21 protein-coding genes are annotated in these 23,291 nt (G+C 73.0%); 4 read left to right on the top strand and 17 right to left on the bottom strand.

The genetic code is table 11. From position 1 onward, the window contains the following. Position 1: 1 nt before the first annotated feature. Together ACFPIJ_RS08135 and ACFPIJ_RS08130 are read right to left on the bottom strand one after the other, a co-directional pair. Positions 2-1,282 carry an ABC transporter substrate-binding protein gene (locus ACFPIJ_RS08135; RefSeq protein WP_380114183.1) on the bottom strand — a complete coding sequence of 427 codons (1,281 nt, stop codon included), beginning with the start codon at positions 1,280-1,282 and terminating at the stop codon, positions 2-4. A gap of 95 nt (positions 1,283-1,377) precedes the next feature. Beyond that, positions 1,378-2,355 carry a glycoside hydrolase family 5 protein gene (locus tag ACFPIJ_RS08130; RefSeq protein WP_380114033.1) on the bottom strand — a complete coding sequence of 326 codons (978 nt, stop codon included), beginning with the start codon at positions 2,353-2,355 and terminating at the stop codon, positions 1,378-1,380. A gap of 199 nt (positions 2,356-2,554) precedes the next feature. Here ACFPIJ_RS08130 and ACFPIJ_RS08125 point away from each other — a divergent pair, with 199 nt between their 5' ends. Next, on the top strand, positions 2,555-3,112 hold the full coding sequence (locus ACFPIJ_RS08125) for an alpha-ketoglutarate-dependent dioxygenase AlkB (RefSeq protein ID WP_380114031.1): 558 nt from the start codon (positions 2,555-2,557) through the stop codon (positions 3,110-3,112). Positions 3,113-3,141: 29 nt separating this feature from the next. Here the strand turns inward: ACFPIJ_RS08125 and ACFPIJ_RS08120 are convergent, their stop codons facing one another. The 10 genes from ACFPIJ_RS08120 to ACFPIJ_RS08075 all read right to left on the bottom strand — a co-directional run bounded on the left by ACFPIJ_RS08120 (position 3,142) and on the right by ACFPIJ_RS08075 (position 13,469). Next, positions 3,142-3,615 carry a MarR family winged helix-turn-helix transcriptional regulator gene (locus ACFPIJ_RS08120; RefSeq protein WP_380114029.1) on the bottom strand — a complete coding sequence of 158 codons (474 nt, stop codon included), beginning with the start codon at positions 3,613-3,615 and terminating at the stop codon, positions 3,142-3,144. Then, positions 3,612-3,983, bottom strand: a complete 372-nt coding sequence (locus ACFPIJ_RS08115; protein WP_380114027.1) for a cupin domain-containing protein — start codon at positions 3,981-3,983, stop codon at positions 3,612-3,614. The genes ACFPIJ_RS08120 and ACFPIJ_RS08115 overlap by 4 nt, the downstream gene beginning before the upstream one ends. 132 nt (positions 3,984-4,115) lie before the next feature. Beyond that, the gene (locus ACFPIJ_RS08110; protein ID WP_380114025.1) at positions 4,116-4,691 is read right to left on the bottom strand and encodes a TerD family protein; all 576 of its coding nucleotides are present in this window, start codon (positions 4,689-4,691) and stop codon (positions 4,116-4,118) included. Positions 4,692-4,800: 109 nt separating this feature from the next. Next, the gene (locus tag ACFPIJ_RS08105) at positions 4,801-6,396 is read right to left on the bottom strand and encodes a TerD family protein (RefSeq protein ID WP_380114024.1); all 1,596 of its coding nucleotides are present in this window, start codon (positions 6,394-6,396) and stop codon (positions 4,801-4,803) included. 49 nt (positions 6,397-6,445) lie between these two features. Then, positions 6,446-8,299 carry an ABC transporter ATP-binding protein gene (locus tag ACFPIJ_RS08100; RefSeq protein WP_380114182.1) on the bottom strand — a complete coding sequence of 618 codons (1,854 nt, stop codon included), beginning with the start codon at positions 8,297-8,299 and terminating at the stop codon, positions 6,446-6,448. Positions 8,300-8,364: 65 nt separating this feature from the next. Continuing rightward, the gene (gene helR, locus ACFPIJ_RS08095) at positions 8,365-10,500 is read right to left on the bottom strand and encodes an RNA polymerase recycling motor ATPase HelR (protein ID WP_380114181.1); all 2,136 of its coding nucleotides are present in this window, start codon (positions 10,498-10,500) and stop codon (positions 8,365-8,367) included. Positions 10,501-10,653: 153 nt separating this feature from the next. After that, positions 10,654-11,406: an aminoglycoside phosphotransferase family protein gene (locus ACFPIJ_RS08090; protein WP_380114023.1), complete on the bottom strand. Its 753-nt coding sequence runs from the start codon at positions 11,404-11,406 to the stop codon at positions 10,654-10,656. 17 nt (positions 11,407-11,423) lie between these two features. Next, on the bottom strand, positions 11,424-12,278 hold the full coding sequence (locus tag ACFPIJ_RS08085; protein ID WP_380114022.1) for an isocitrate lyase/PEP mutase family protein: 855 nt from the start codon (positions 12,276-12,278) through the stop codon (positions 11,424-11,426). A gap of 21 nt (positions 12,279-12,299) precedes the next feature. Continuing rightward, complete coding sequence (locus ACFPIJ_RS08080) at positions 12,300-12,653, bottom strand: VOC family protein (protein WP_380114021.1); 354 nt, start codon at positions 12,651-12,653, stop codon at positions 12,300-12,302. Positions 12,654-12,665: 12 nt separating this feature from the next. Then, a complete protein-coding gene (locus ACFPIJ_RS08075; RefSeq protein WP_380114020.1) occupies positions 12,666-13,469 on the bottom strand; it encodes a MerR family transcriptional regulator in 804 nt (267 codons plus the stop codon). 86 nt (positions 13,470-13,555) lie between these two features. On the opposite strand from ACFPIJ_RS08075, the gene ACFPIJ_RS08070 reads away from it, so the two are divergent. Next, complete coding sequence (locus ACFPIJ_RS08070) at positions 13,556-16,219, top strand: winged helix-turn-helix domain-containing protein (protein WP_380114019.1); 2,664 nt, start codon at positions 13,556-13,558, stop codon at positions 16,217-16,219. 55 nt (positions 16,220-16,274) lie between these two features. On the opposite strand, the gene ACFPIJ_RS08065 is transcribed toward ACFPIJ_RS08070, so the two are convergent. Next, entirely contained in the window at positions 16,275-17,471 is a 1,197-nt protein-coding gene (locus tag ACFPIJ_RS08065) for an alpha/beta hydrolase family protein (RefSeq protein ID WP_380114018.1), read from the bottom strand. A 14-nt stretch (positions 17,472-17,485) separates the two neighbouring features. Continuing rightward, positions 17,486-17,812, bottom strand: a complete 327-nt coding sequence (locus ACFPIJ_RS08060; RefSeq protein WP_380114017.1) for a transcriptional regulator — start codon at positions 17,810-17,812, stop codon at positions 17,486-17,488. Positions 17,813-18,010: 198 nt separating this feature from the next. Here ACFPIJ_RS08060 and ACFPIJ_RS08055 point away from each other — a divergent pair, with 198 nt between their 5' ends. Then, positions 18,011-20,386, top strand: a complete 2,376-nt coding sequence (locus ACFPIJ_RS08055; protein ID WP_380114016.1) for a transglutaminase TgpA family protein — start codon at positions 18,011-18,013, stop codon at positions 20,384-20,386. Here ACFPIJ_RS08055 and ACFPIJ_RS08050 read toward each other — a convergent pair. The 3 genes from ACFPIJ_RS08050 to ACFPIJ_RS08040 form a co-directional block, all read right to left on the bottom strand. Next, on the bottom strand, positions 20,379-21,050 hold the full coding sequence (locus ACFPIJ_RS08050; RefSeq protein ID WP_380114015.1) for an alpha-amylase family protein: 672 nt from the start codon (positions 21,048-21,050) through the stop codon (positions 20,379-20,381). The genes ACFPIJ_RS08055 and ACFPIJ_RS08050 overlap by 8 nt on opposite strands. Positions 21,051-21,088: 38 nt before the next feature. After that, complete coding sequence (locus ACFPIJ_RS08045; protein WP_380114014.1) at positions 21,089-21,853, bottom strand: RNA polymerase sigma factor; 765 nt, start codon at positions 21,851-21,853, stop codon at positions 21,089-21,091. 94 nt (positions 21,854-21,947) lie between these two features. Then, a complete protein-coding gene (locus ACFPIJ_RS08040) occupies positions 21,948-22,166 on the bottom strand; it encodes a hypothetical protein (protein ID WP_380114013.1) in 219 nt (72 codons plus the stop codon). Positions 22,167-22,304: 138 nt separating this feature from the next. On the opposite strand from ACFPIJ_RS08040, the gene ACFPIJ_RS08035 reads away from it, so the two are divergent. Next, positions 22,305-23,267, top strand: coding sequence for a hypothetical protein (locus ACFPIJ_RS08035; protein WP_380114011.1), 963 nt, complete (start codon positions 22,305-22,307; stop codon positions 23,265-23,267). Positions 23,268-23,291: the final 24 nt, after the last annotated feature.

Here is a 23,291-nt window from a genome sequence, read left to right as displayed (position 1 = left end):
GTTACTTGAGCTTGGCCCGGGTGTCGGCCCACTTCTTGTTCAGGTCGGCGAAGATCTGTTCCTTCGTCTCCTTCTTCGCGCCGCGGGCCGCGTCGACGAGCCGCTGGCGGTACTTGCCGTCGAACAGCGCGATCTCGGCCGTGTTGCCGATCTTGTCGGCAAGCCCCTCCTCGCCCTTGGGCGCCGGGTTGATCTCGATGAACTCCGTCTTGGCCGCCTGCAGGTCCGCCAGGGACGCCGGCAGCTGCGCGCTGGTCACGACCGAGACCCCGCCCTGGTCGATGGCGTAGTTCGACTCGTCAGCGAACCAGTCGACCCAGGCCCGCGCGGTCGCCTTGTTCTTGGAGTTGACGTTGATGCCGTTCTTGTAGTCGCCGCCGACGACCGTGTGGAACTTGCCGTCGACCTGGTTCGGGAACGGCCAGTAACCGATGTCGTCCTTGCTCGCGGCGGCCGCCTGCATCTGCACGACCGACCAGGAACCGAGGACCATCGTGGCGATCTTCCCGGTGCCGAGCATGCCCTTCGACTGCTCCCAGTTCGTGGTCGTCGGGTCGGCCTCGGTGTAGCCGCCCTTCACCGCGTCGAACAGCAGCGAGTCGATGATGTACTGCTCCTTGCCCGGGCTCCACGGCGCGTCGTCCTTGGCCAGCTTCGTCACCGCCTCCGGGTCGCCGCTGACCGCGCCGCGCACGCCCTCCCACTGCCCGAGCGGCCAGCCGTCCTTGTAGTTGGTGTACAGCGGGACCACGCCGGTCTTGTCCTTGATGGCCTGCAGCGCCGACAGGAACTCCTCCGGCGTCTTCGGCGGCGTGGTGATGCCGGCGGCGGTCCACACCTTCTTGTTGAACACGTAGCCCTGGGCGTTGCCGGTGATGGCGAGGCCGTACACCTTGCCGCCGAACGTCTGCTCCGAGCGCACGAAGCGGTACTTGTCCTTGAGCTCGTCCACGGTGCCCAGCGGCTCGAAGAACGACGGCAGCTGGTCGGCGGTGACCGAGTTGGGGATCGGCAGCACGTCGCCGTAGTTCTTCGTGTTCATCCGGACGCGCACCTCCCCCTCGTAGTCGGTGATCGCCTCGAACTTGACGTTCGTGCCGGGATACTTGGCCTCGAACTTCTTCTTGTACTCCGGCAGCACGGTGTCGACGAGGTCGGTGCGCTGCGTCAGGACCGTGATGTCACCGGCGATCTTGCCGTCGCTGCCGCTGCCGGCGTCGTCCCCGCAGGCGGTGAGGACGAGGGAGGTCGCGGCGAGCACGGCGATGAGGCGCTGCTTCATATGCACGGGTACCACCTTCCGATGTGAGGGGGGTGTTATCGGTTGTGCTGCACAGGTGCCATGGTCATGAGGTCTCAGCACGGACGCGTGAGGTCTCAGAACGAGCGCATGAGGTCGAGGAGATGGACGTCGACGTCGAAGCCGTCGCGCCGCTCGAAGACCGCGCCGGGCCGGTGGTGCCCGACGATGCCGAACGGGCCTTCGAACTCCCACAGGGCGTAGCCCCAGCCGAACTGGCCGAACACGTCGAACAGGTCGGCGAACCAGGCGTGGGCGACCTCGTCGGGGGTGTGCTCGTAACAGCCGAACTCGCCGACGTGCACGGGCACGCCCGCGGCTTCCAGGTCGCGCCACGGCGCGTAGAACTCGCGCAGGGCCGCGCCGTCCCACCACCGGCCGGCGTAGTCGCACGGGTAGCTGGGTGCCGGCAGCCCGCGGTGCTCCGGCCACCACTCGGCCCGGTAGTGCGACACGCTCATCGGCTGGTAGCCACGGACGCTCTGGGTGAGGCCCAGGTCCGCCAGCTCCGGCATGGCCAGGTTACCGCCGTCGAGCCCGTCGATGACCAGCGGCCGGTCCGGCGAGATGGCCCGCACGGCGCCGACCGCGTGCCGGATGACGGCCTCGTGGGCGGCGCGGGTGAAGCCGCGCAGGCCCAGCGCCGGCGGCTCGTTGACGAGGTCGAAGCTCAGGTCCTGCGGCGGGACGTCCGCGTAGCGCGCCGCGAACCGTTCCCAGGTGGCGACGAACGCGTCCCGGGCGGGCCGGTCCACCCACAGGTTGTAGGGCTCGGTCTCCCAACCGGTGATGATGTAACCCGGCGCGCGGTGCAGGTTCAGTGAAAGATGCAGCCCCCGCTGCCGGCAGGCGTCGAGGGTCTTGTCCACCAGGGCGAGCACCGACTCGTCCGCGCGGTAGGGGTCGCCGCCGATGCTCCACAGCCGGTAGTCCGTCGGCAGCCGGATGAAGTTGAACCCCCACGCCGCGACGGCGTCCAGGACGCGCTCGTCGGGGCCCTCGGCGCCGGCGTTGGCGTTGAACATCCACTGGACGTTGAACCCATGGTGGGACATCGCGGGACCCTTCAGGCGGCGCGGCGGGGACTGAACCGGATAAGTTCCATCAACCTAGGCCCGCGCTCTGGAGCTGTCAATCCCACGTTTCGCAACAGTTTCAGCACCGGGCCCGCGTGGCGGTCCACTCGCACGGCCGCTCCGAGCGGCCCGACTGAAGCGCATAACAACGCCCGCCGCGACGGTAAGGTTCACGCTCGTGGACATCGACGGGCTCACCAACCTGCCCGGCTATCTCGACGCGGACGGCCAGCGGGACCTGCTCGCCACCGTCGACGCGCTGCCGTGGCGCGAGGACCTGCGCCGACGCGTCCAGCACTACGGTTACCGCTACGACTACAGCCGCAAGAAGGTCGACGCGGACGAGTTCCTCGGGCCGCTGCCGGCGTGGGCCGGCGCGCTCGCCGAGCGGCTGCACCGCGACGGTCACGCGCCCCGCCCGCTCGACCAGGTGATCGTCAACGAGTACCAGCCGGGTCAGGGCATCGCCGCGCACGTCGACTGCGTGCCGTGCTTCGCGGACACCGTGCTGTCGGTGAGCCTCGGCTCCGCGTGCGTGATGACGTTCAGCCTGCCGAAGGCGGAGCGGCGGGTCGACGTGCTGATGGATCCCGGCAGTCTGCTGGTGATGCGCGGTGCGGCACGGTACGACTGGCGCCACGGCATCGCCGCCCGCAAGTCCGACCGGTGGCAGGACACCGTCATCACCCGCGGGCGGCGTGTGTCACTGACGTTCCGGACGGTGCTGATCAGCTGACCGGCTTCGCCGGCCCGGGGTCGCTCGGGTCAGCTGGGGCCGATCGCGGGCAGGGTGCCGCCGTAGGCGTCGATGAGCGCACGGGTCAGCGAGGTGCGGATCAGCTCGAGGGTGTCGTGGCCCATGAGCCCGGCCCAGTCGGACTCGAGCTCGACGTAGATGTCCTCGACGGCGGCGAGCAGGGCCCGGCCCTGGTCAGTGAGGACGACCGCCTTCGTCCGGGCGTCAGCGCCGGCGGCGCCGCGCTCGACGAACCCGCGCCGCTCCATGCTCTCCAGCAGTTTCGAGGCCGCCTGCTTCGAGGTGCGCATCAGCTGGGCGATCTCGCCGCCGGTGGTCGGTCCCGTCCGGGCGGCCAGCAGGACGTAGCCCGTGGCCGGGGGGATGTCGGGCCAGCCGCGGTCGGCGAGACGCTGGTGCAGCCGCTCGACGAGGTACCGGCCGGCCATCGCAAACAGCCGCGCCAGCGGCACCGGCGGCAGGTCGCCGGGGCCGGTGGTCATGCGGTCCACGGTGGGGTGAACACGGCGCCGTCTGGCATGCGGACCTGGCCGCCGACCGGCAGGGCGCACAGCAGGCGCAACGGTCCAGTGCCGGTGTTGTGCAGGGCGAAATCGGTGTCCGGCGGCACCACGATCGCATCACCCGGCCCGGCGGTGAGGGTCTCGCCGGCGAGCCGGACGGTGGCCGTGCCGTCGAGGACGACGAACACCTCTTCGGCGGTGAGCTGATGCGGGTCGGGCAGCGGGCCGGGCTCGATCGTCGCCTGCCAGACGCTGGTGCGCTCGGCGCCGCGGCTCGGGGCGACGAGCGGGTGGAAGGTGGCACCGGGGAACGGGCTGATCGCGGGTGCGGGGCTGAGCACGGGCACGGAAGCCTCCGATGTGGTCAACTTGGTTGACTACATCGAAGCATGCCCCAGAAGGAACCGTCAACCAAGTTGACCAGATCGCCGGCGGGCCCGGCTCTTGCGCGCGGGCCCGCCGTCGTCGTCCACCGGGTGCTACACGTTGACGCCGTAGTCCTTGGCGATACCGGCCAGGCCGGAGGCGTAACCCTGGCCGACGGCGCGGAACTTCCACTCGGCGCCGTTGCGGTACAGCTCGCCGAAGACCAGCGCGGTCTCCGTCGAGTAGTCCTCGGTCAGGTCGTAGCGGGTCAGCTCGTTGCTGTCGGCCGCGTTGACCACCCGGATGAAGGCGTTGGTGATCTGCCCGAACGACTGCCCACGGGCGTCGGCGTCGTGGATCGAGACCGGGAACACGATCTTGTCGACCTCGGGGCCGAGCGCGCCGAGGTTGACCTTGATCATCTCGTCGTCGCCTTCACCCTCACCGGTGAGGTTGTCACCGGTGTGCTCGACCGAGCCGTCGGGCGACTTGAGGTTGTTGAAGAACACAAAGTGCTGGTCGCTGAGGACCTTGCCATCGGCGCCGAGCAGCAGTGCGCTGGCGTCGAGGTCGAAGTCCGCACCAGTGGTGGTGCGGACGTCCCAGCCGAGACCGACGTTGACGTTGGTCAGGCCAGGCGCGGCCTTGGTCAGACTGACGTTGCCGCCCTTGGTGAGGCTGACTCCCATGAATCCTCCAGGTATTGCCGGGCACGGGCACAGCCCGCTCTCAGTAAGCCATCATGCTCCGCCACCCTGAACGTCCGCTGGGAGGGTTGGCAGACGCGCCGCATGAATTTCACACCTCGTAGGGTTGGACCACGACGAAATGCCCCTGCAGCCCCATAAATTGCAGGGCGAGTCCCTCGGCCGGGCCGCCCGTGTACATCTGCCGGGACACCCTGACCTGGGTCGACACCGAGACCCGCATCCCCGTGGTCCAGGCGACCACGGCGGCGATGTCGGCGAACGTCGGTCCCTGGCACAGCAGCGTCACCGGCGTGCCCCGCGTCATGACCACGACCGACCCCTGGCCGGACACGACGAGATGGAACACGCCGCCGCCGGGGATGCCCGGGCTCTCGATGCGTTGGATCTCCGTGCTCAGGGTGGCGTCGAAGGCGAGGACGTTGTTGGCGTTGATGCACAGCGAGTTGCCCTGCAGCTCGACGATGTGCAGGTCGGTGGCGTTCTCCGCGATGAACACCTCACCCTGGCCCTTGCACGTCATGAGCTTGAGGCCCTGCCCGGTGAGGGAGCCCTCGAACATCGCCCGCAGACCGCCGGAGCCCTTGTAGATGAACTCGACGTCACCCTGGTAGGCGACCATCGACCCGCGGCGCGCGTGGAACTCCGGGCCGAGCGTCACCTTCACCATCTTGCTGCTCTGCTTCGTCCACCGCCCGGTCGCCGGCACCTCGCGGTACTTCTGCAGGCTGACCATGGCACCCGGCTGGACCCGCTCACCCTGCACGGGTGGCGGCCCACCCTGCCCCGGCGGATACCCGGGCTGCGGCGGGAAGCCAGGCTGTTGCGGCGGGAGGCCCTGTTGCGGCGGGAGGCCCTGTTGCGGCGGGAGGCCCTGTTGCGGCGGATAGCCGGGTTGCGGCGGCGGATAGCCGGGTTGCGGCGGCGGATAGCCGGGTTGCGGCGGCGGATAGCCGGGTTGCGGCGGCGGATAGCCGGGTTGCGGCGGCGGATAGCCGGGTTGCGGCGGCGGGCCGAAGCTCTGCTGCGGCGGGCCGGCCGGAGGTCCCGGCGGCGGCGCGAAGCCCGGCGCGGCCGGGGCCCCGCCCACCGGCGCGGCCGGCGCCGCACCCATTGGCGCGGTCGGTGCCGCACCCGCCGGTGCGGCCGGTGCCGGCTCGTCGTCGACGGTGCCGCCGTAGGAGCGGATCAGGTCGGCCAGGCCACCGGCGAACCCCTGCCCGACCGCACCCGCCCGCCAGACGCCCTTGCGGTACAGGTCGCAGATGATGATCGCCCGCTCCGGGCCGAAGTCGGCGCCGGTGAAGCTGTACCGCATGACCTCCTGCCCACCGGCCACCAGCCGCACGTGCCCCGACCGCAGCTTGCTGGCCGTGCCCGCCCCGTCGATCGCCGCGCAGAACGACAGCTTGGCGATCTTCTCCGGCACCTTGCTCAGCACGGCCCGGAACGAGTCGGTGTCCCCCTGCTGCGGGCCGAGCTGCCGGATCGCGCCCTCCGGCGACGCCGGCTGGTTGAAGAAGACGAAGTACGCGTCGTCGGACAGCTTGTTGCCGGCGTCCAGCCCGAAGCACGACACGTCCCAGGTCAGCCCCGGCGCGTCCAGGAAGATGCCCACGTAGAGGTCGTCGGCCGTGGTGAGGGCCGACAGCGGGCTCTTCTGCCCTCGGGTGAATGCCTTCGACACGCCCCCAACATATCCGGGCCGCTCCACCTGGGCGATCTCTGAACCCGCGTCAGGACGCCCGGACCGGTTCGTCGGCCGGGGCGAACTGGGTGTGGTAGAGCTCGGCGTACCGGCCGCCGACGGCGAGCAGCTCGGTGTGGGTGCCGCGTTCCACGATCCGGCCCGCCTCGACCACGAGAATGAGATCGGCGGCGCGGACCGTGGACAGGCGGTGCGCGATGACGACCGCGGTCCGGCCGGCAAGTGCCTCGGCCAGCGCTGCCTGCACCGCCGCCTCCGACGTCGAGTCCAGATGTGCGGTGGCCTCGTCCAGCACGACGACCTGCTGGCCGGCCAGGAGCAGCCGGGCGATCGTGAGGCGCTGCCGTTCCCCGCCGGAGAGGCGGTAGCCGCGCTCGCCGACGACGGTGTCGAGGCCGTCGGGCAGCGCGGCGACCAGGTCGTCCAGGCGGGCCCGGCGCAGCACCGCCCACAGCTCCTTCTCGGTCGCCGTGGGGCGGGCGAGCATCAGGTTGGCGCGGACGGACTCGTGGAACAGGTGCCCGTCCTGGGTGACCATGCCCAGGGTGGCCCGGATCGCGTCGGCGGACAGGTCCCGCACGTCGACACCGCCGAGGCGGACGGCGCCGCTGTCGACGTCGTACAGGCGGGGCAGCAGCTGCGCGATCGTCGACTTGCCCGCGCCGGACGAGCCGACCAGGGCGATCATCTGGCCCGGCGCGGCGGTGAACGAGACGTCGTGGAGGACCTCGACGCCGCCGCGCGTGTCGAGGGTCGCGACCTCTTCGAGGGAGGCGAGAGACACCTTGTCCGCGGCCGGGTAGCCGAAGCGGACCGAGTCGAACTCGACCGAGACCGGGCCGGCGGGCACCGTGCGGGCGTCGGGCTTCTCCGCGACGAGCGGGCGCAGGTCGAGGATCTCGAAGACGCGTTCGAAGCTGACCAGGGCGCTCATCACCTCGACTCGGGCGCTGGCGAGGGCGGTCAGCGGGGCGTACAGGCGGGTCAGCAGCAGCGCCAGCGCCACCACCGCGCCCGCGTCCAGGCTGCCGCGCAGCGCGGCGACGCCGCCGACGCCGTACACCAGGGCCAGCGCGAGCGAGGAGACCAGCGTCAGGGCGGTGATGAAGACGGTCTGGTTCATCGCCGTGCGGACGCCGATGTCGCGGACCCGGCGGGCCCGCAGGGCAAACTCCGCCGACTCGTCCGCCGGGCGGCCGAACAGCTTCACCAGGGTCGCGCCCGGCGCGGAGAACCGTTCCGTCATCTGGGTGCTCATCGCCGAGTTGTGCATGGCGGCCTCCCGCTGGAGGCGGGCGAGGCGGGTCCCCATCCGCCGCGCCGGCAGCACGAACACCGGCAGCAGCAGCAATGCGAGCAGCGTGATCTGCCAGGACAGGCTCACCATCACCGCGAACGTCAGCGACAGCGTCACCAGGTTGCTCACGACCCCGGACAGGGTGCCGCTGAACGCCCGCTGCGCGCCGATGACGTCGTTGTTGAGGCGGCTGACGAGCGCGCCGGTGCGGGTCCGGGTGAAGAATGCCACCGGCATCCGCTGCACGTGGTCGAAGACCGCGGTCCGCAGGTCGAGGATCAGCCCCTCGCCGATCTTCGCCGACAGGAGCCGGGCGAGCAGCCCGACCCCTGCCTCGACGAGCGCGATGACCGCGATGAGCACCGCGAGGGTCACCACGGTGTCGCGGGAGCCACCGCCGACGATCGCGTCGACGACCCGCCCGGCGAGCACCGGGGTGGCGACGGCCAGGAGCGCCGTGACGACGCTCAGGGACAGGAACCCGGCGAGCCGGGCCCGGTGCGGACGGGCGAACGCGGCGATGCGTCGCAGGGCGGCGGCCGAGAACGGCCGCCGGTCCTCCGAAGCGTGGATGGCTTGGTACATCTGATTCCAGGCGGTGACTTCCATGCTCACGCGAGCCACCGTACGACCTCGACCAAGGTTGAGGTCTACCCGCGTGCCAGAATCACCAGCCGCTGAGTGGCGCGCGTCATGGCGACGTACCGGTCGACGGCGCTGCCGATGCCGTCGACGAGGACGACCAGGTCGAACTCCAGCCCCTTCGACAGCTCGGGCGTCAGCGACCGGACCCGGTCCGTGGCCTGGAACGTGCTCTGGAACGCAGGGTCGCCGATGACGCATGCGATCCCGTCGGCGTGCGCCGCGAGCCAGGTGTCCAGGATCGTGCCGAGCTCCGACATCGATCCGTGCGTGACCGGGATGCCGCTGCTGCGGATCGAGGTCGGCACGTTGGCGTCGGGGATCGCGGCCCGGATGACCGGCTCCGCCTCCGCCATGACCTCCGCCGGCGTGCGGTAGTTGATGTTCAGCGCCGCCAGGTCGATCCGGGTGAGGCCGATCCGCTCGAGCCGCTCCTGCCACGACTCGGTGAAGCCGTGCCTGGCCTGGGCCCGGTCCCCCACGATTGTGAAGCTCCGCGACGGGCAGCGCAGCAGCAGCATCTGCCATTCCGCGTCGGTCAGCTCCTGCGCCTCGTCCACGACGATGTGCGCGAACGGGCCGGCCAGCAGGTCCGGCATGGTGCCGGGCTGGGCGGCCGCGTCGACCAGGGTGTCCTTCCAGCCTTCATGGCGCAGCATCGTCACCAGGCCGACGCCGTAGTCGTCGTCGAGGACCGCGCTGAGGTCGTCGACGACCCTGGCCCGCTGCTCGCGCTCGGCGGCGAGGGCGGCGGCGCGCTCATGCTGCCGCCGGGACGCCTCCGGGTCGCCGAGCCGCTGCCGGGCCGCGTCCAGCCACGGAAGGTCCGACACCGTCCAGGCCTGCGCGTCGGTGCGGTGCAGCTTCAGCACCTCCTCAGGCCCGAGCCACGGCGCGCACCGGCGCAGGTAGGCGGGGACCGACCACAGGTCACCGACGAGGTCGGCCGCCTCGATCAGCGGCCAGGCCCGGTGCAGCGCCGCGGTCAGCTCCCGGTTGCGCAGCAGCGACGTGCGCAGCTGCTCGTCCGGCACGTCGCCGTCGTGCTTGGCCGCCAGGATCGCGAGCAGCTCCTCCAGGATCTGGTCGCGCGCCTCGTTGTGCGGCGTGCCGGGGTCCACCGCCTCGAACGCCTCGGCCCAGTCCTCCGCGCTCAGCCAGAGCTCGTCCCAGTCCGTCTCGACCGCCATCCCCTTCGCCGGCGGCCGCTCGTAGAACCGGACGGCCGCCTCGATCGCGCCCACCAGGTCCGCCGACGACTTCAGCCGGGCCACCTCCGGGTCGGTCTCCGGCACCGCCGTCGCGCCCTCGGCGACGAGGTCCCGCACCGTGCAGGTCTGCACCCCTTCCTCGCCGAGGCTGGGCAGGACGTCGGCGACGTAGGCCAGGTACGGCTGATGCGGCCCGACGAACAGCACACCGCCCCGGCGGTGCCCGAGGCGAGGGTCGGCGTACAGGAGGTACGCGGTGCGGTGCAGCGCGACGACGGTCTTGCCGGTGCCGGGACCACCGTCGACGACGAGCGCACCGGCGGACCCGGCGCGGATGATGGCGTCCTGGTCGGCCTGGATGGTGCCGAGCACGTCGCGCATCCGGGCCGACCGGTTGCCGCCCAGGCTGGCGATGAACGCGGACTGGTCGTCCAGCGCGGCGTGCCCCTCCAGCCCGTCGGCGGTGAACACCTCGTCCCAGTAGTCACTGATCCGTCCGCGGGTCCACCGGTAGCGGCGGCGGCTGGCCAGCCCCATCGGGTTGGCGTGGGTCGCGCCGAAGAACGGCTCCGCGGCGGGCGAGCGCCAGTCCAGCAGCAGCCGGCGGCCCGAACCGTCCGTGAGCCCGAGCCGGCCGACGTAGACCGGTTCGCCGTCCTCGCCGACGATCCGCCCGAGGCACAGGTCCAGCCCGTAGCGGCGCAGCGCCCGCAGTCGGGCGGTGAGCCGGTGAATCTCCTGGTCCCGGTTCATCGCCGCCTCCCCGATGCCGCCGGGCGCCAGGCGCTCGGCGTCGAGGCGGTCCGACAACTCGGCGATCGACTGCTCGAGGCTCTCCGCGATGGCCGCGAAGTGCCGCTCGTCGCCGGCGATCAGCGCCGGGTCCGCTTTCGGGGTCAGGTGGTCGGGAAGGTCGAACGCACTGGTGGTCAGCGAATTCACGTCATCAGCTCCGATCGTTCGAGGAGCGATTCTGCGCCACGACCCGGGTCTTGCCACAAGCCCCGGGACACGGTATACGTTAAGAATGGAAGGAGTGGGTGCTCCTCTTTCCATTCGTCGATTGGCCGCCCGTGGCGCACCTGATCAGAGCAGGTTGAGGAGTCGCTCGGCTTGCTGGTCGAGGGTGCCGGCCGGGTTCCGGCGTTCGGCGGGTCCGCCGGGGCGGAGCAGGTGCAGCCAGAAGATGCCGTAGAGCCGGCGCGCGTCCAGCAGCCGGTCGCCGTCGAGGTCGAACATGGCGAGGAACCCGGTCCAGTCGGCGCGCCGGGCCGAGAGATGTTCGACCAGGTCGGCCAGTTCGAACTCGCGGTCGGACCGGCCGGCGTCCTCGAAGTCGACGATCCGGATCCGCTGCCCGTCCCACAGGTAATTGGCGAGGTTCGGGTCGGTGTGGCCCAGCACGGTGTGGCCGGCGGGGCCGAGGCGAAGCCCGGCCAGGAAGGACCGGGCGGCGCGGGCGGCCTCGCCCGCCGAGCCGGGCAGGTCCACGCCCGCCATGCGCTCAGTCATCAGCGCGTGCAACTCGGCGGGGTGGTCCCGGCGTTCGGGGAGGTCAGCGCACGGCACCGACCACAACTGACGCAGCGACGCGGCCAACGCGACCTGCTGACCGGTGTCCAAGCCGTCGGTCAGCGGCGTGCCCGGCAGCAGGCTCATGCTGACGGTGGGCGGGTCGGCATCCAGGTCGGCGGCGATCGGCTCGGGCACCAGGTCGGGATACCGGGCGTACACCCGGCGCAGCACGGCCCACTCCCGAAGGTGTTCGCCGCGCGACCACGACACGTACCGCTTGGTCAGCCGACCGCCGTCGACGAGAAGTTCGTGCGTCTGCGACACCCGTCGACGCCAGGCCGTCATCCACGGTCGGGTTGGTGCGGGCGGAACAGGTCGTTGAGGTCGGCCTGGGAGAGCTGGTCCTGGGCGTAGGAGAAGGTGCCCTGCGCCAGCTCCTGGGCGGCGCGCTGCAGGTGGCGGTACATGGCGCGGGCGATGCTGCCGCCGACGGTGACCCGGCGCACGCCGAGGTCGCGCAGGTCGTCGAGGGAGAGCGCGTTGCCGGTGAGGCCCATGACGACGTTGAGCGGGCCGTCCAGCTCGCGGACCAGGGTGGCGATGGTGGCGGCGTCGGCGGCGCCCGGCACGAACGCGCAGTCCGCGCCGGCCGCCAGGTAGGCGTTGGCCCGCTCGACGGACTCGGCGACGGAGCCGCCGACCAGCAGCGTGTCGGTGCGGCCGACCAGGACGAACGGCTCGCCGGCGGCGTCCACGGCGGCCCGGGCGGCCCGGATGCGGTCCACCGCGAGCGCCCGGTCGTGCAGCGGGCGGGCCCGCTCACCGGTGAAGTCCTCGATGTTGCCACCCGCGGCCCCGGCGGCCAGGGCCATCCTGATCGTGGTCGCGACCGTCTCCGGCGCCTCGCCGAACCCCTCTTCCAGGTCGGCGCTCACCGGCACCGCGACGGCGGCGGTGATCTCACGGACCCGCCGGAGCATCGTGTCGCGGTCGATGCGGCCGGCGGGTCCGTGCTCGGCGAAGAAGTCGTGGTCGGGGCGGCCCAGGGAGAACGCGATCCCGGCGCTGGTGGTCGCCACGGCCGGGAAGCCGGCCGCCTCGAGGATCCGGGCGCTGCCGACGTCCCACGCGTTGGGCAGCAGGAAGCAGCCCTCCCGGTGGAGTTCGACGAAGCGCTTCCGCCGGTCGCCGTCCAAGCCGCGCCTCCCTGGTGCAGATCAGCTCGCGCCGATGTCGAAGACGTTACCCTCCGGGTCGGCGAGCGTCGTCCAGACCACGCCGTACTCGGCGAAGTCCGCGACGTGTTTGGCGCCGAGGCCGACCGCGCGGGCGACCGCACCGGGCAGGTCGGCCGTGTGCAGGTCCAGGTGGATGCTGTTCTTGCCCGGGGTGCGGTCCGGCACCTGGATGAACATGAGCACCGGGTGGGCGCCGGCCGAGCGGCCGACGGTGGCGAAGAACTCGGTCGGCGAGGGGTCCACGGGGCGGTCCAGCAGCCCGGCGTAGAACGCGGCGAGGGCGGCCGCGTCCGTGCAGTCGACGGTGACGTGGGCGATGGCGAGGTCGGTCATGCGAAATGCTCCTCAAGGTTGGATGGGCCAGCAGATCTCGGTGCGGAACTGGTCCGGGTCGTCGGTCTCGTCCGGTCCGACGAGGTAGAGCTCGACGATCGGGTCGGGCAGTGCGATGTCGTGCTCGGCCACGTGCAGGCCGAGCCGGCCGTAGGTGATGTCACAGTCGCCGAACGGTCCACTGTGGACGGCAATGGCGTACCGGGTGGGCGGGAGGATGTCGAAACGGTCGTCGCCGGGGGGCACCGCTGACGCCGCCACCGGCACGAAGGCGACGACGTCACCGGTCTCACCCTCGAAGAACTCCGCCGAGTAGGTCGCCCCGGCGGGTCCCGCCGGGTCGGTGCCGAGGGCGCCGAGAATCGCGTACATCTCGGGGTAGACCCGCCGGCAGAAGTCCGTCACCTCGGTGCGGGCCAGCCGCGCCGACATCCGCAGCACCGGCGACCCCGGCGCCCGGCGGTACCGCACCGGCAGGTCGGGCCCGGACCCCAGCAGCCGCCGCAGCGAGGCCACGACGTCCCGGGTGCGGGTGAGCTCGGCCTCCATCCGGTCCAGGTGCCGCGCCAGGGCGTCCTGCCGCGCGGCCGGGTCCGGCTCGGCGAGCACGCCCCGGATCTCGGCGATCGGCATGTCGAGGTCGCGCAGGCGCCGGATGAGGTGCGCGTCGTCGACCTGACCGGGCGCGTACCGCCGGTAGCCGGTGCCGTCGACGCCAGCCGGCACCAGCAGCTCGATGTCGTGGTAGTACCGCAGCGTCTTGGCGCTGAGGTGGCACAGCCGCGAGAATTCCCCGATGGTGACGCCCGGTGTCATGCGTCCAGTCAACCCGTTCCAGTAGCTGGAAGGTCAAGCCTCAGCGGTGTGACACCCGGGTGTGGCGGCGTCCCGCCACGGCGCGCGTGGCGCCAGTGGTGTCGCGCTGCCATGCTGGACCCATCGACACGATCAGAAGCGTCACTGGCGACGCGCCGGACCGGGCGGCCGCGTCCGCGCTGCTGCCCGCGAAGCTCGCCCGGCCCGAGCCGGTGGAGCGGTGGCTGCGGCGGGAGCGGCTCATCGACGCGCTGTGGAGCCTGACCGACCGGCCGGTCACCGTCGTCACCGGCCCGGCCGGGTCCGGGAAGAGCCAGCTGATCGCGGCGTGGGCCGACGACAGCCCCGGCTGGGACGCGATCGCCTGGCTCACCCTCGACCAGGACGACCGGCGGCAGCCGGCGCGCATGTGGCGGCACCTGCTGGCCGCCCTGCGGCGGGCCGGCGCGCTGCTGCCCGCGGCGCTGCTGGACTGGACCGAGGGGTGCGACCACGGGGCCGTGATCGAGCTGGCGGCGGTGCTGGCCCGGCACCATGACCCGATCGTGCTGGTCCTGGACGATGTGGGCTGGCTCGACGCGGAGCAGCTGCACGAGGTCGAGTTCCTGCTGCGGCACGCGCAGGGCCGGCTGCGGCTCGTGCTGATCGGCCGGCACCGGCCGCGGTTCCCGCTGCACCGCTACCGGCTGACCGACCAGCTCAGTGAGCTGCCCGCGGCCGACCTCGCGCTGCATCCCGCCGAGGTGCGGGCGCTGTTCGCCCTCTACGGCGTCGACCTCACCGACGCCGCCCTCGACGAGGTCACCCGGCAGACCCTGGGCTGGCTCGCCGGGGTGCGGCTGTGCGCGATGGCGATGCGGGCCGGCGACGGCGTGACCGTGCCCGCGCTGGCCGGCCACGACTACGTCGTCGACTACTTCACCGGGGAGATCCTCGACCGGCTGACGCCGCCGCAACGGCGGCTCCTGGCCGGGGTCGGGCGGCTCGACGCGTTCACCGCCGAGCTCGCGGCGCTCGTCGGCGGCCCGCACGGCACCCGTGGCGCCTGGGACGTGCTCGCCGACCTGGAGGAGGCCGGCGCGTTCCTGGAGGACGTGCCGGGGATGCGGGGCACCCACCGGTTCCACCCGCTGTTCCGCGCGGTGCTGCGCGACCGGCTGCGGCTGCCGGCCGAGGAGGAGCGCTCGGCCCGGCTCGTCGCGGCCCGGTGGTGCGCCGGGCACGGCGAGCTGCCCGGGGCGGTCGGGCACGCCGCCGCGGTGGGCGCCTGGGACGCGGCGGCCCGGTTCGTCGTCGACGGCCTCGCCGTCGCCGAGGTCATCATGGACGGCCCGACCGGGTTGCTCACCGGCCTGCTCGCCGGTATGCCGGCGACACCGGCGACCTCAGAGGGCGTGATGGTCGCCGCCGCGCTCGCGCTCAGTCACGACGACGTCGCCCGCGCGGAGCGGCTGCTGGCCGGTGACGCGTGGCTGCCCGGCCCGGACGCGGCACTGCCGAGCCGGCTCGCGGCCTGCCTCGTGCGGCAGACGGTCGCCTACGAGACGGGCGACGCCGAGCTGCTCCAGGCGGTCACGCAGACGGCGATGCAGCTGCTGCCCCAGGTCGACCCCGGCCGGGTCGCGGCCCGGCCCGAGCTGTCGGTGTTCGTGCTGTCCGGGGTCGCGACCGCGCACCTGCGGGCGGGGCGGCTCGCCCAGGCCGCCGACGGATACGCCGCGGCGATCCGGGCGGCGGTCAGCGAACGGTGCGGCGGGCTGCTCGCGTACTGCACCCAGCACCTGGCCTTCACCGAGGCGCTGCTGGGCCGGTTGCGGGCGGCGTACGACGCGGCGCAGTGGGCGTCCGACGTCGTGGCGCGCACCCAGGCGCTGAACCGGGGGCCGCGGCACGTCGCCGACGCCGCCCTCGCCTGGGTGGCGGTCGAACGGTACGACACCGCCGCCGCCTGGCACCACCTGCACACCGCCGAGGCCGGGCTGGAGGCCGGCGCCGGGCCGCGGGAGACCGTCTACGCGGCCACCCTGGCCATCGTGCGGTCCCGGCTGCTGCGGGCCCGTGGTGAGCTGCCCGCCGCGTTGTCGGTGCTGCGTGGCACACCGGTCGCGGCGCCGGCCCGCAGGTGGGTGCGGGACGAGCTCGACCTCGCCGAGCTGCGGGTCCTGGTCGCGATGGGCCGGCACGAGGAGGCGTTCCACGGCCTGACCCGGCTCGGCGGCAACGCCGATGACCGGCCGGAGGTCGACGTGGTCCGCGGCGCCGCGTTCCTCGCCGCCGGCGACCCGCAGCACGCGGTCGAGTGCGCGCACCGGGTGCTGCGGCAGCCCGGCCTGCCGGTGGGGGTCCTCGTCGACGCCTGGCTGCTGGTCGCGGCGGCCACGGCCCGCCAGGGCGACCACGCACGGGCCGCGGAGGCGCTGCAGACGGCGGTCGAGTTCACGGTCGACGACGGCGGCACGCGCGCCGTGTACGAGTCGGACGCCGCCCTGCGCCGGCTGTTGCGGCTGCCGGGTGTCGCGGTGGCGGATCCGGGCCGGTCGCTGGTGGCCGGGCCGGTGCCCGTGCTCAGCGCCCGGCAGGCGGAGGTGCTGCGGCACCTGGCGGCGCTGACGCCGGTGGAGGAGGTCGCGGCGATGATGCACGTGTCGGTCGGCACGGTGCGCACCCACATCCGCGACGTGCTGCGCAAGCTGCAGGTGACGAGCCGCAGCGAGGCCGTCCGGCGGGCCCGCGAGCTCGGCCTGGTCTGACCGGCGGCCGCGTCGCGCTCCCCGCCCGGCGTGGTCAGGGAGCGCGACGCTGCGCCTACGGGATGAAGCGCACCTCGGGGAACGCCCGGGACGGGCCGTCGAGGAGGCGCTGGCGGCGGTGGCGCAGGTGCTGGTCGAAGAACGCGAGGGGGTATGCCTGCTGGATGCGCAGCCCCCGGGACGGATCGAGGGGGCCGATCCAGCCCAGCAGCTCCTCGTCACTCATCCCGACCACGGCCGCCAGCTGCGGCATCAACACCTCGTAGTCGCAGTACGAGCGGTGGCTCGCCCCGTCGGCCTGGATGTTGAGCCGCCACCCCTTCAGGTGCGACCAGCACTGGGCCACCGGCTCCTCGGCGCGGGTGAACTCGGCGGTCATCAGCATGAAGGGCCGGTCGAGATCGGCCTCGACGCGCGGCTCCATCGGGGCGTCGATGGCCAGCCCGGCGCGGACCCGCCGGTCCGCCAGCATGGTCCAGGCGGTGGCCGTCGCGCCCTTCGACCAGCCGAACATGCCGATGCGGCGCGGGTCGAGGGCGCCGCGCAGCCCGGCGGGCAGCGGCCGGTGGTCGGCGTCGGGGTTCCGCCCGGCGGCGAGGTCCTCGATGCAGTCCAGGACGAACGGGATGTCGTCGGCGAAGTCGCGGGCGCCGAGGAAGAAGTCACCGTCCCGCAGCGGTTCGAGGATCCGGCCGTCGGGGAACCCGGTGAACGCGTCGTAGGTGTGGTCCACGGTCACCACCGCGTAACCGTGGCTGGCCAGCTCCTGCACCACGGTCGTGTACTCGAAGCGGTGGCCGTGCGCGCCGTGCGAGAACACCACGACCGGCAGCCGCTCGCCCGACCGCCGCACCGGGGCGCCCAGGCGGCCGGCCGTGAACGGGGTCGACACCACGTCGGGCGGAAACCCGTTCTGCGTCAGCAGCGCGTTCAGCGACGCATCGGGCAGCCATTGCGCCCGCGGGTGCCGGGCTGCGTCGCGGGCGGGGTACCAGACGCTTGCCATCAGCTCGCGGTGGTGCGGCGGGCCGGTCAGGGGGTCCGGCCGGGACCGGTCGACGAGGTGCAGCGGGACCGTGCCGACCGGGAACGGGCCGGTCGGCGCGGGCAGGACGGGCCGCGGCGGGCCGGCGGCGGCCGTTGCCCCCGCCCGGCCGGGCAACCCGAACGGCACGGTGAGCCCGGCCGCGAGGGCCGCGGTGATGACGCCGCGGCGGGACAGGCGGGCACGGTCGATCTGCGGTGCGGTCATGGTGCCTCCTGGTGTCATTGGGGCGTTTCGATCCGGGCGATGAGTTGCTTGAGGCGCGCGATCTCCTCGGCGAGCGCGGTGGTGCCCGCCGGGGTGAGGGTGATCCAGGTCCGGCCGCGCCTGCCGGCGTACCCCTTCTCGACCTCGACCAGACCCGCGGTCTCCAGCACGCCGAGGTGCTGGGAGAGGTTGCCGGCGGTCAGTTCCAGCTGGGTGCGCAGGAAGCCGAACTCCACCCGGCGGGCCTCGTGCGCGATGGTGAGGATGCCGAGCCTGACCCGCTGGTGCACGACGTCGTCGAGCCCGGTGACGGGGTGCGGGGTCCCGGCGTCGTCGGTCACCGGGACCGCAGTCTCTGCGCGAGGAGCCGGTGGGGTTCGCCGGCAGGAACCGCATCGGAAGTCATGCCAATAGGTTTGCACAACAAACCAATTGGCGCTACTGCTATTTCGCGATGAGGCTCCGGCAACCCCCGGCGGGCAACCGGGCGTCGTATTGAGGAGTCCAACACCGTGACAGCGCCGAACAACGGGGGCCGGATGAGCCAGGACAGGCGTCTCACACTGGTGGCCGCCGGGTCGGCGCTGCTGGCCGCGCTGCCGGTGACCACCATGTTCGACCACGTCACCTGGGCGGTGCGGGCGGTGCTGGTGGTGGCGGCCATGTGCGGCGCGGCCCTGCTGCTGCGCGGTGGGCGCACACCGCGCTGGGCGCCGGGCGCGACCATGGCGCTCGCCGGGCTGCTGGTCCTGACCTGGCTGTTCCCCAGCGGCCGCGAGTACGGCGGCGTCATCCCCGCACCGGGCACCTTCGCCCACTTCGGCGCCCTGGTGCGCACCGCCGCCGACGAGATGCGCAGGTTCGCGGCACCCGTCAGCGACCGGGAGAGCCTCCTGTTCGTGGCCGTGCTCGGCGTCGCCGCCGTCGCCTGGCTCGTCGACCTGCTCACGGTCGTGCTGCGCCGGCCCGCGCTCGCCGGCCTGCCGATGCTCGCGGTGTACTCGGTGCCGGTCGCCGTGACCGACGGCAGCACCAGTTGGTGGCCGTTCGTCCTGGGTGCGGTGGGCTTCCTGTGGCTGCTGGTCGCCGACAGCGTCGACCGGGTCCGCCGCTTCGGCCGGCGGTTCAGCGGCGACGGGCGCGATCTCGACCCGTGGCTGCCGTCGCCGCTCACCGCCGCCGGCCAGCGACTCGGCGCCCTCGGCGTCGGCCTGGCGATCCTCGTGCCGCTCGTGCCGTTCACCATGCCGGGCGGCGCCCTGGACCGGTCCGGCGGCTGGGGCGCCCCGGAGGAGAGCCGGTCGGTGAGCATGCTCGCCGAGTTCGCCGGCCGGCTGCACCAGGGCGCGACGGTCCCCATGGTCACGGTGACGAACGCGACCGAACCCGACCCCTACTACCTGCGCCTCAACATCCTCGACCGGCTGACCGAGCGGGGCTTCACCGAGCGGCCGGCCGGCACCGGCAGGCCGGTCGTCGACGGCTTCGACCGGCCGCCGTGGGACGGCGCGGTCACGAGCACCACGTTTCGGGCCGACATCGAGGTCGCCGCCGGGCTCGGCGACGGCTACCTGCCGATCTACGCGTGGCCGACCCGGATCGACGGCGTCGACCCGAGCTGGACGTTCGACCCCCGGACCACGGTCGTGTCGTCGCGGCGGCAGACCGCGGCGGGCAGGCGCTACTCATTGACCTACGCCCGGCCCGACATCACACCCGGCGACCTGCGCGGCGCGGCCCCGCTGGACCCCACCGACCCGGCGCTCAAGGACATGCTCGCCGCGCCGCCGAACGCGCTCGTGCGGTCCACCGTGGAGGAACTGGTGCGGGGCAAGGTGACCCAGTTCGACAAGGTCGCGGCGATCCGCGCGTTCTTCTCCGCGGCGAACAACTTCCGCTACGACACCGGCGTCGGCCCCGACACCGACATCGCCGCCTTCCTGCGCACCAGGCACGGGTTCTGCGTCCAGTACGCCGCGGCATTCGGCTGGCTGCTGCGCGAGGCGGGGATCCCGTCCCGGGTCGCGATCGGCTTCGCCCGCGGCGCCACCCGCGACGGGACGAGGACCATGACCAACCGGGACCTGCACGCCTGGACCGAGGTGTACTTCCCCGGCTTCGGCTGGCTGCCGTTCGACGCGACCCCGCCGTCGGCGATCGGCGGCTCGGCGGACACCAGCTACGTGCCCAACACCGCCGCCAGCAGGGAGCCCGACGACCAGCCGCGGGGCGGCCCCGTGCCCGGCCCGACCGGGACGACCGCCGGGCCGGCCCCGGGACCCACGACCCCGGCGGTGGCCGACCCCGGCGGGTCCGGCGACCGGACTGGACAGTCCACAGTGGAGCTGCTGCTGGTGCGGGGCGGTCCGTGGGCCCTTGTCCTGCTGCTCCTGCTCTCCCCTGCCGCGGCCCGCCGCCGGGTCCGCCGCGGCCGCATGGCGCGCGCGTCCACCGGGACCACGGAGGACTCCGCGAGATCGCACGCCCACCACGCCTGGGACGAGCTGATCGACACCATGCTCGACTACCGGCTGCCCGTCCACGGCACCGAGACGCCGCGGGCGACCGTCGAGCGGCTCGTCGTCGAGGGGCGCCTGCACGATCGGGCCCGCGCCGGCGTCCGGCTGCTCAACGAGGTCGAGGAGCACGCCCGGTACGCCCGCCGGCCACTTGCCGCCCGGGAGCTGCGCAGTGCGCTGGGGGCGATCCGCAAGGACCTCGCCGGGCACGCGTCCACCGCCACCCGGATCAGGGCGGTCCTGCTGCCCCGGTCGGTGCTGCGCCGGTGGTGGGCCGGCCTGAACGGCGGACGGCCGCCGCGGGTTGCTCGGGCCCACGGCGGCCGTCATGGCGGACGCCCGCCGCAGGTTGCTCAGGCCCACGGCGGCCGTCCCGATCACCGGGCGGTCAGCTGAGGTACTTGGCCGCGTACTCCTGGGCGTCCTGGACGATCAGGGCGACCCGGTCGGGCGCCGCGGTGAGGGTGTCGTCGACGACGGTGAGCGTCGGGATGACACCCTCGCGGACCGGCAGCCGCCAGTGCGCGTTGTAGCCGGCCTCGTGCACGCCGGTCGAGCCGTGCGCGGGGTCGCCGAGGCAGACGTGGCCGAACGACCGGTTGGTGCCGGCGAACAGGGCCTGGTCCGGCTGGTCGTGATGGGTCGGCACGGTGTCGCGGTGGCCAGCCTGCACGAGCGGGATGATGCCGCCGATCCCGTCGAACCAGGCCTCACCGGCGATGAGCAGGTCGGGGTTGCCCTCGCGGAGCAGGTCGACGAGGGCCTGCAGGCCGGCCGTGGTGCTGCCGCGCGGGTCGTTGTTGTACATCGCGGAGATGTCCAGGAACGCCGCGTCGAAGCCGTACTCGTGGTGCAGCCGCACGATCTGCTCCGCGAGGTGCCGGCGCCACGGCTCGTACGACGGGTTGATCAGGGCGCCCCAGCTATGGTCGAAGTGGCGCGACGCGTCCCAGTCGACCGAGCCGATCGGGGTGTGCCCGCTGGGGTTGAGCAGCTGCCCGGGCGCCGCCCAGGTCTCGAAGCCGGGCAGGTCCCGGGCGGCCACGTTGGCGCCGAACATCGGCATGATGCGGGCGCCGAGCCGGTGCGCGCCGTCGATCAGCCGGCGGAAGCCCTCGGCGCCGGCGGGACGAGCGGCGGCAGGCCCGCGAGCAGGCGCTCCGGTGGGACCAGCCGGCCGCCGACCCGCTCGGCGCAGCCGTGGCAGCCCTGCAGGTGCCGGCCGATCCGCTTGCTCCACAACGGATCCGGCTGCCCGTCCCAGCTCGCCACCAGGGCCGGCAGCTCGTCGCAGACCGGTCGGCTGCGCAGCACACCGACCACCCGCCGAGCCGTGTCCAGCTGTTCGCGCATGCGCTGCACGCGGACCGCCACGTGCGGCACCGGCAGCGCGACCGCGGCGGCCACGTCGAACCGGCTCAGGTGCCCGCCGACCTCCAGCCACCACAGCGACAACAGGTCCCGGTACGACGGATCCAGCCACCGGGTCGCCTCCGCCACCTCCCGCTGCTCGCGGGTCAGCGCCTGCCGCAGCAGGACGAGCCCGGCGAAGGCGGCGGCCGGATCGGTGAGCCGGTCACCCGGGGTCAGCCGCTGCCGGCGGGCGTCGGCGAGGTGCCGCATGGCGATCGTGACCACCCAGGCGCGCAACCGCGTCGGCTCGCGCAGCGTCGACAGCCCGGCCACCAGTCCGGCCATGGTCTCCCGGACGATGCCGTCGACGTCCAGTCCAGGCTCCGCGGCCCGGCCCACCACCGTGTACACCAGCGGCAGATACCGCGTGGCCAGCACGCGCATCGCGCCCCGCTCGCCGGCGCGGACCGCCGCCACGAGCTCGTCATCCCGTCGTTCCGGTGCACTCACTGCCCGCTCCCGCGCTCGCACCTCGTCCCGGCCGCCCACCGGGCGGCCCCTACGGGTACTCCAGACCGGGAACCCACCAGCCGGATAACACTTTTCAGGGCGCTGCCGGGAGCACCGCCACGAGCAGGAACCGGCGGTGGTCGGCCGGGTCGTAATAGGCGGCGTACCGCTCACCCGGCCGGGGAGTCATGAGCCGCGACACGATCCGGGTCGCTTCCACGGTGACGGCGTCGCCACCGGCGGCGGGGTCGAGGCGGACCCGCAGCAGCACCTTCGGGTCGTCGTTGATGGTCGTGGTCCTGTTCCGCACCATCCACACCACCGGCCCAGGGTCCCGCCACCCCTGACGGCTGGCAATGCCGGGTGCGGCACGTTCAACCGTGCCGCCATCACAGGTTCACCGGTGACCGGCCGCCGGCAGATCGCCCGCCGGGTGCGGCATGATGCGTCAATGGCCGAGCAGACGTGGGACGGCACGACTCGCTTGACGTCGCCGACGTCGCCGCAGGTGCTGGTGCGGCAGCGGCTGGCCGACTGCGCGAAACGGTACGACTGGCCGGGAGTGTTCGCGGTCCTCGACGCCGAGCCCGGCCTGGTCAACGCGGTCCGGCCCGGCGGCGCGTCCTGGTTCGCACCGCTGCACCAGGCGGCGCACGCGGGCGCGGCCGTGGCGGTCGTGGAGCGGCTCGTCGGGCTCGGCGCCTGGCGCGGGCTGCGCACCGCCGCCGGCGAGCGCCCGGTCGACCTGGCCCGGCGCGGCAACCACGCGCACCTGCTCGGCGCCCTCGAACCGCCCCGGCGGGCCGACGTGCCGGCCGAGACACTGCGCCGCATCCAGGTGTATCTCCACGCCGTCATCCGGGCCCGGGCGGGACACCTGGTCGACGAGCACGCGCTGCGACTGCCCGAGCTCGACGTGCTGCTGGAGCTCGACGAGCCGCGGATGGTGTTCCCGGTGCCGGGGCTGCACGGCCGCTTCGAGTTCCGGCTCGAACCCGACGGGCCCGGCACCCGGCTGCTGGTCGACGTGTTCGCCGAGCGGCACGAGGTCACCGCGCAGGAGGTGCGGTTGCACGCGGTTGCCGGTGCGGCGTCGGTGCGCGTGCCCGACGAGCAGGCCGGCTTCCCGGAACTGGTGACGTTCGCGCACACGTACAACGGCTACGACCTGCATGGCGGGTCGGCGGGACTGGCCGAACTGGCGGTCCCGGTCCAGCGCCACTGGGAGCGCACCGGCGAGCTCCCCGGCGACGTCGACGTGCTGCGGGCGTGCCTGTTCTTCCAGCAGCGCTCCCACTACTGGGACGGCGGATCGTGGGACTTCCAGACGGCACCGCTGGTCGTCGCCCTGCTCACCCGGATCCGCGCGCTGTCCGCCGGCACCGTGCCGGTGCGATCCGTGAAGCCACGATGACGACGAAACCATGAGGGAGGAGCG

It is taken from the genome of Dactylosporangium cerinum (assembly GCF_042653625.1).
Lineage (GTDB): Bacteria > Actinomycetota > Actinomycetes > Mycobacteriales > Micromonosporaceae > Dactylosporangium > Dactylosporangium cerinum.
The sequence above is the reverse complement of the archived record's forward strand: the minus strand, read 5'-3'. Positions and strand labels throughout refer to the sequence as shown.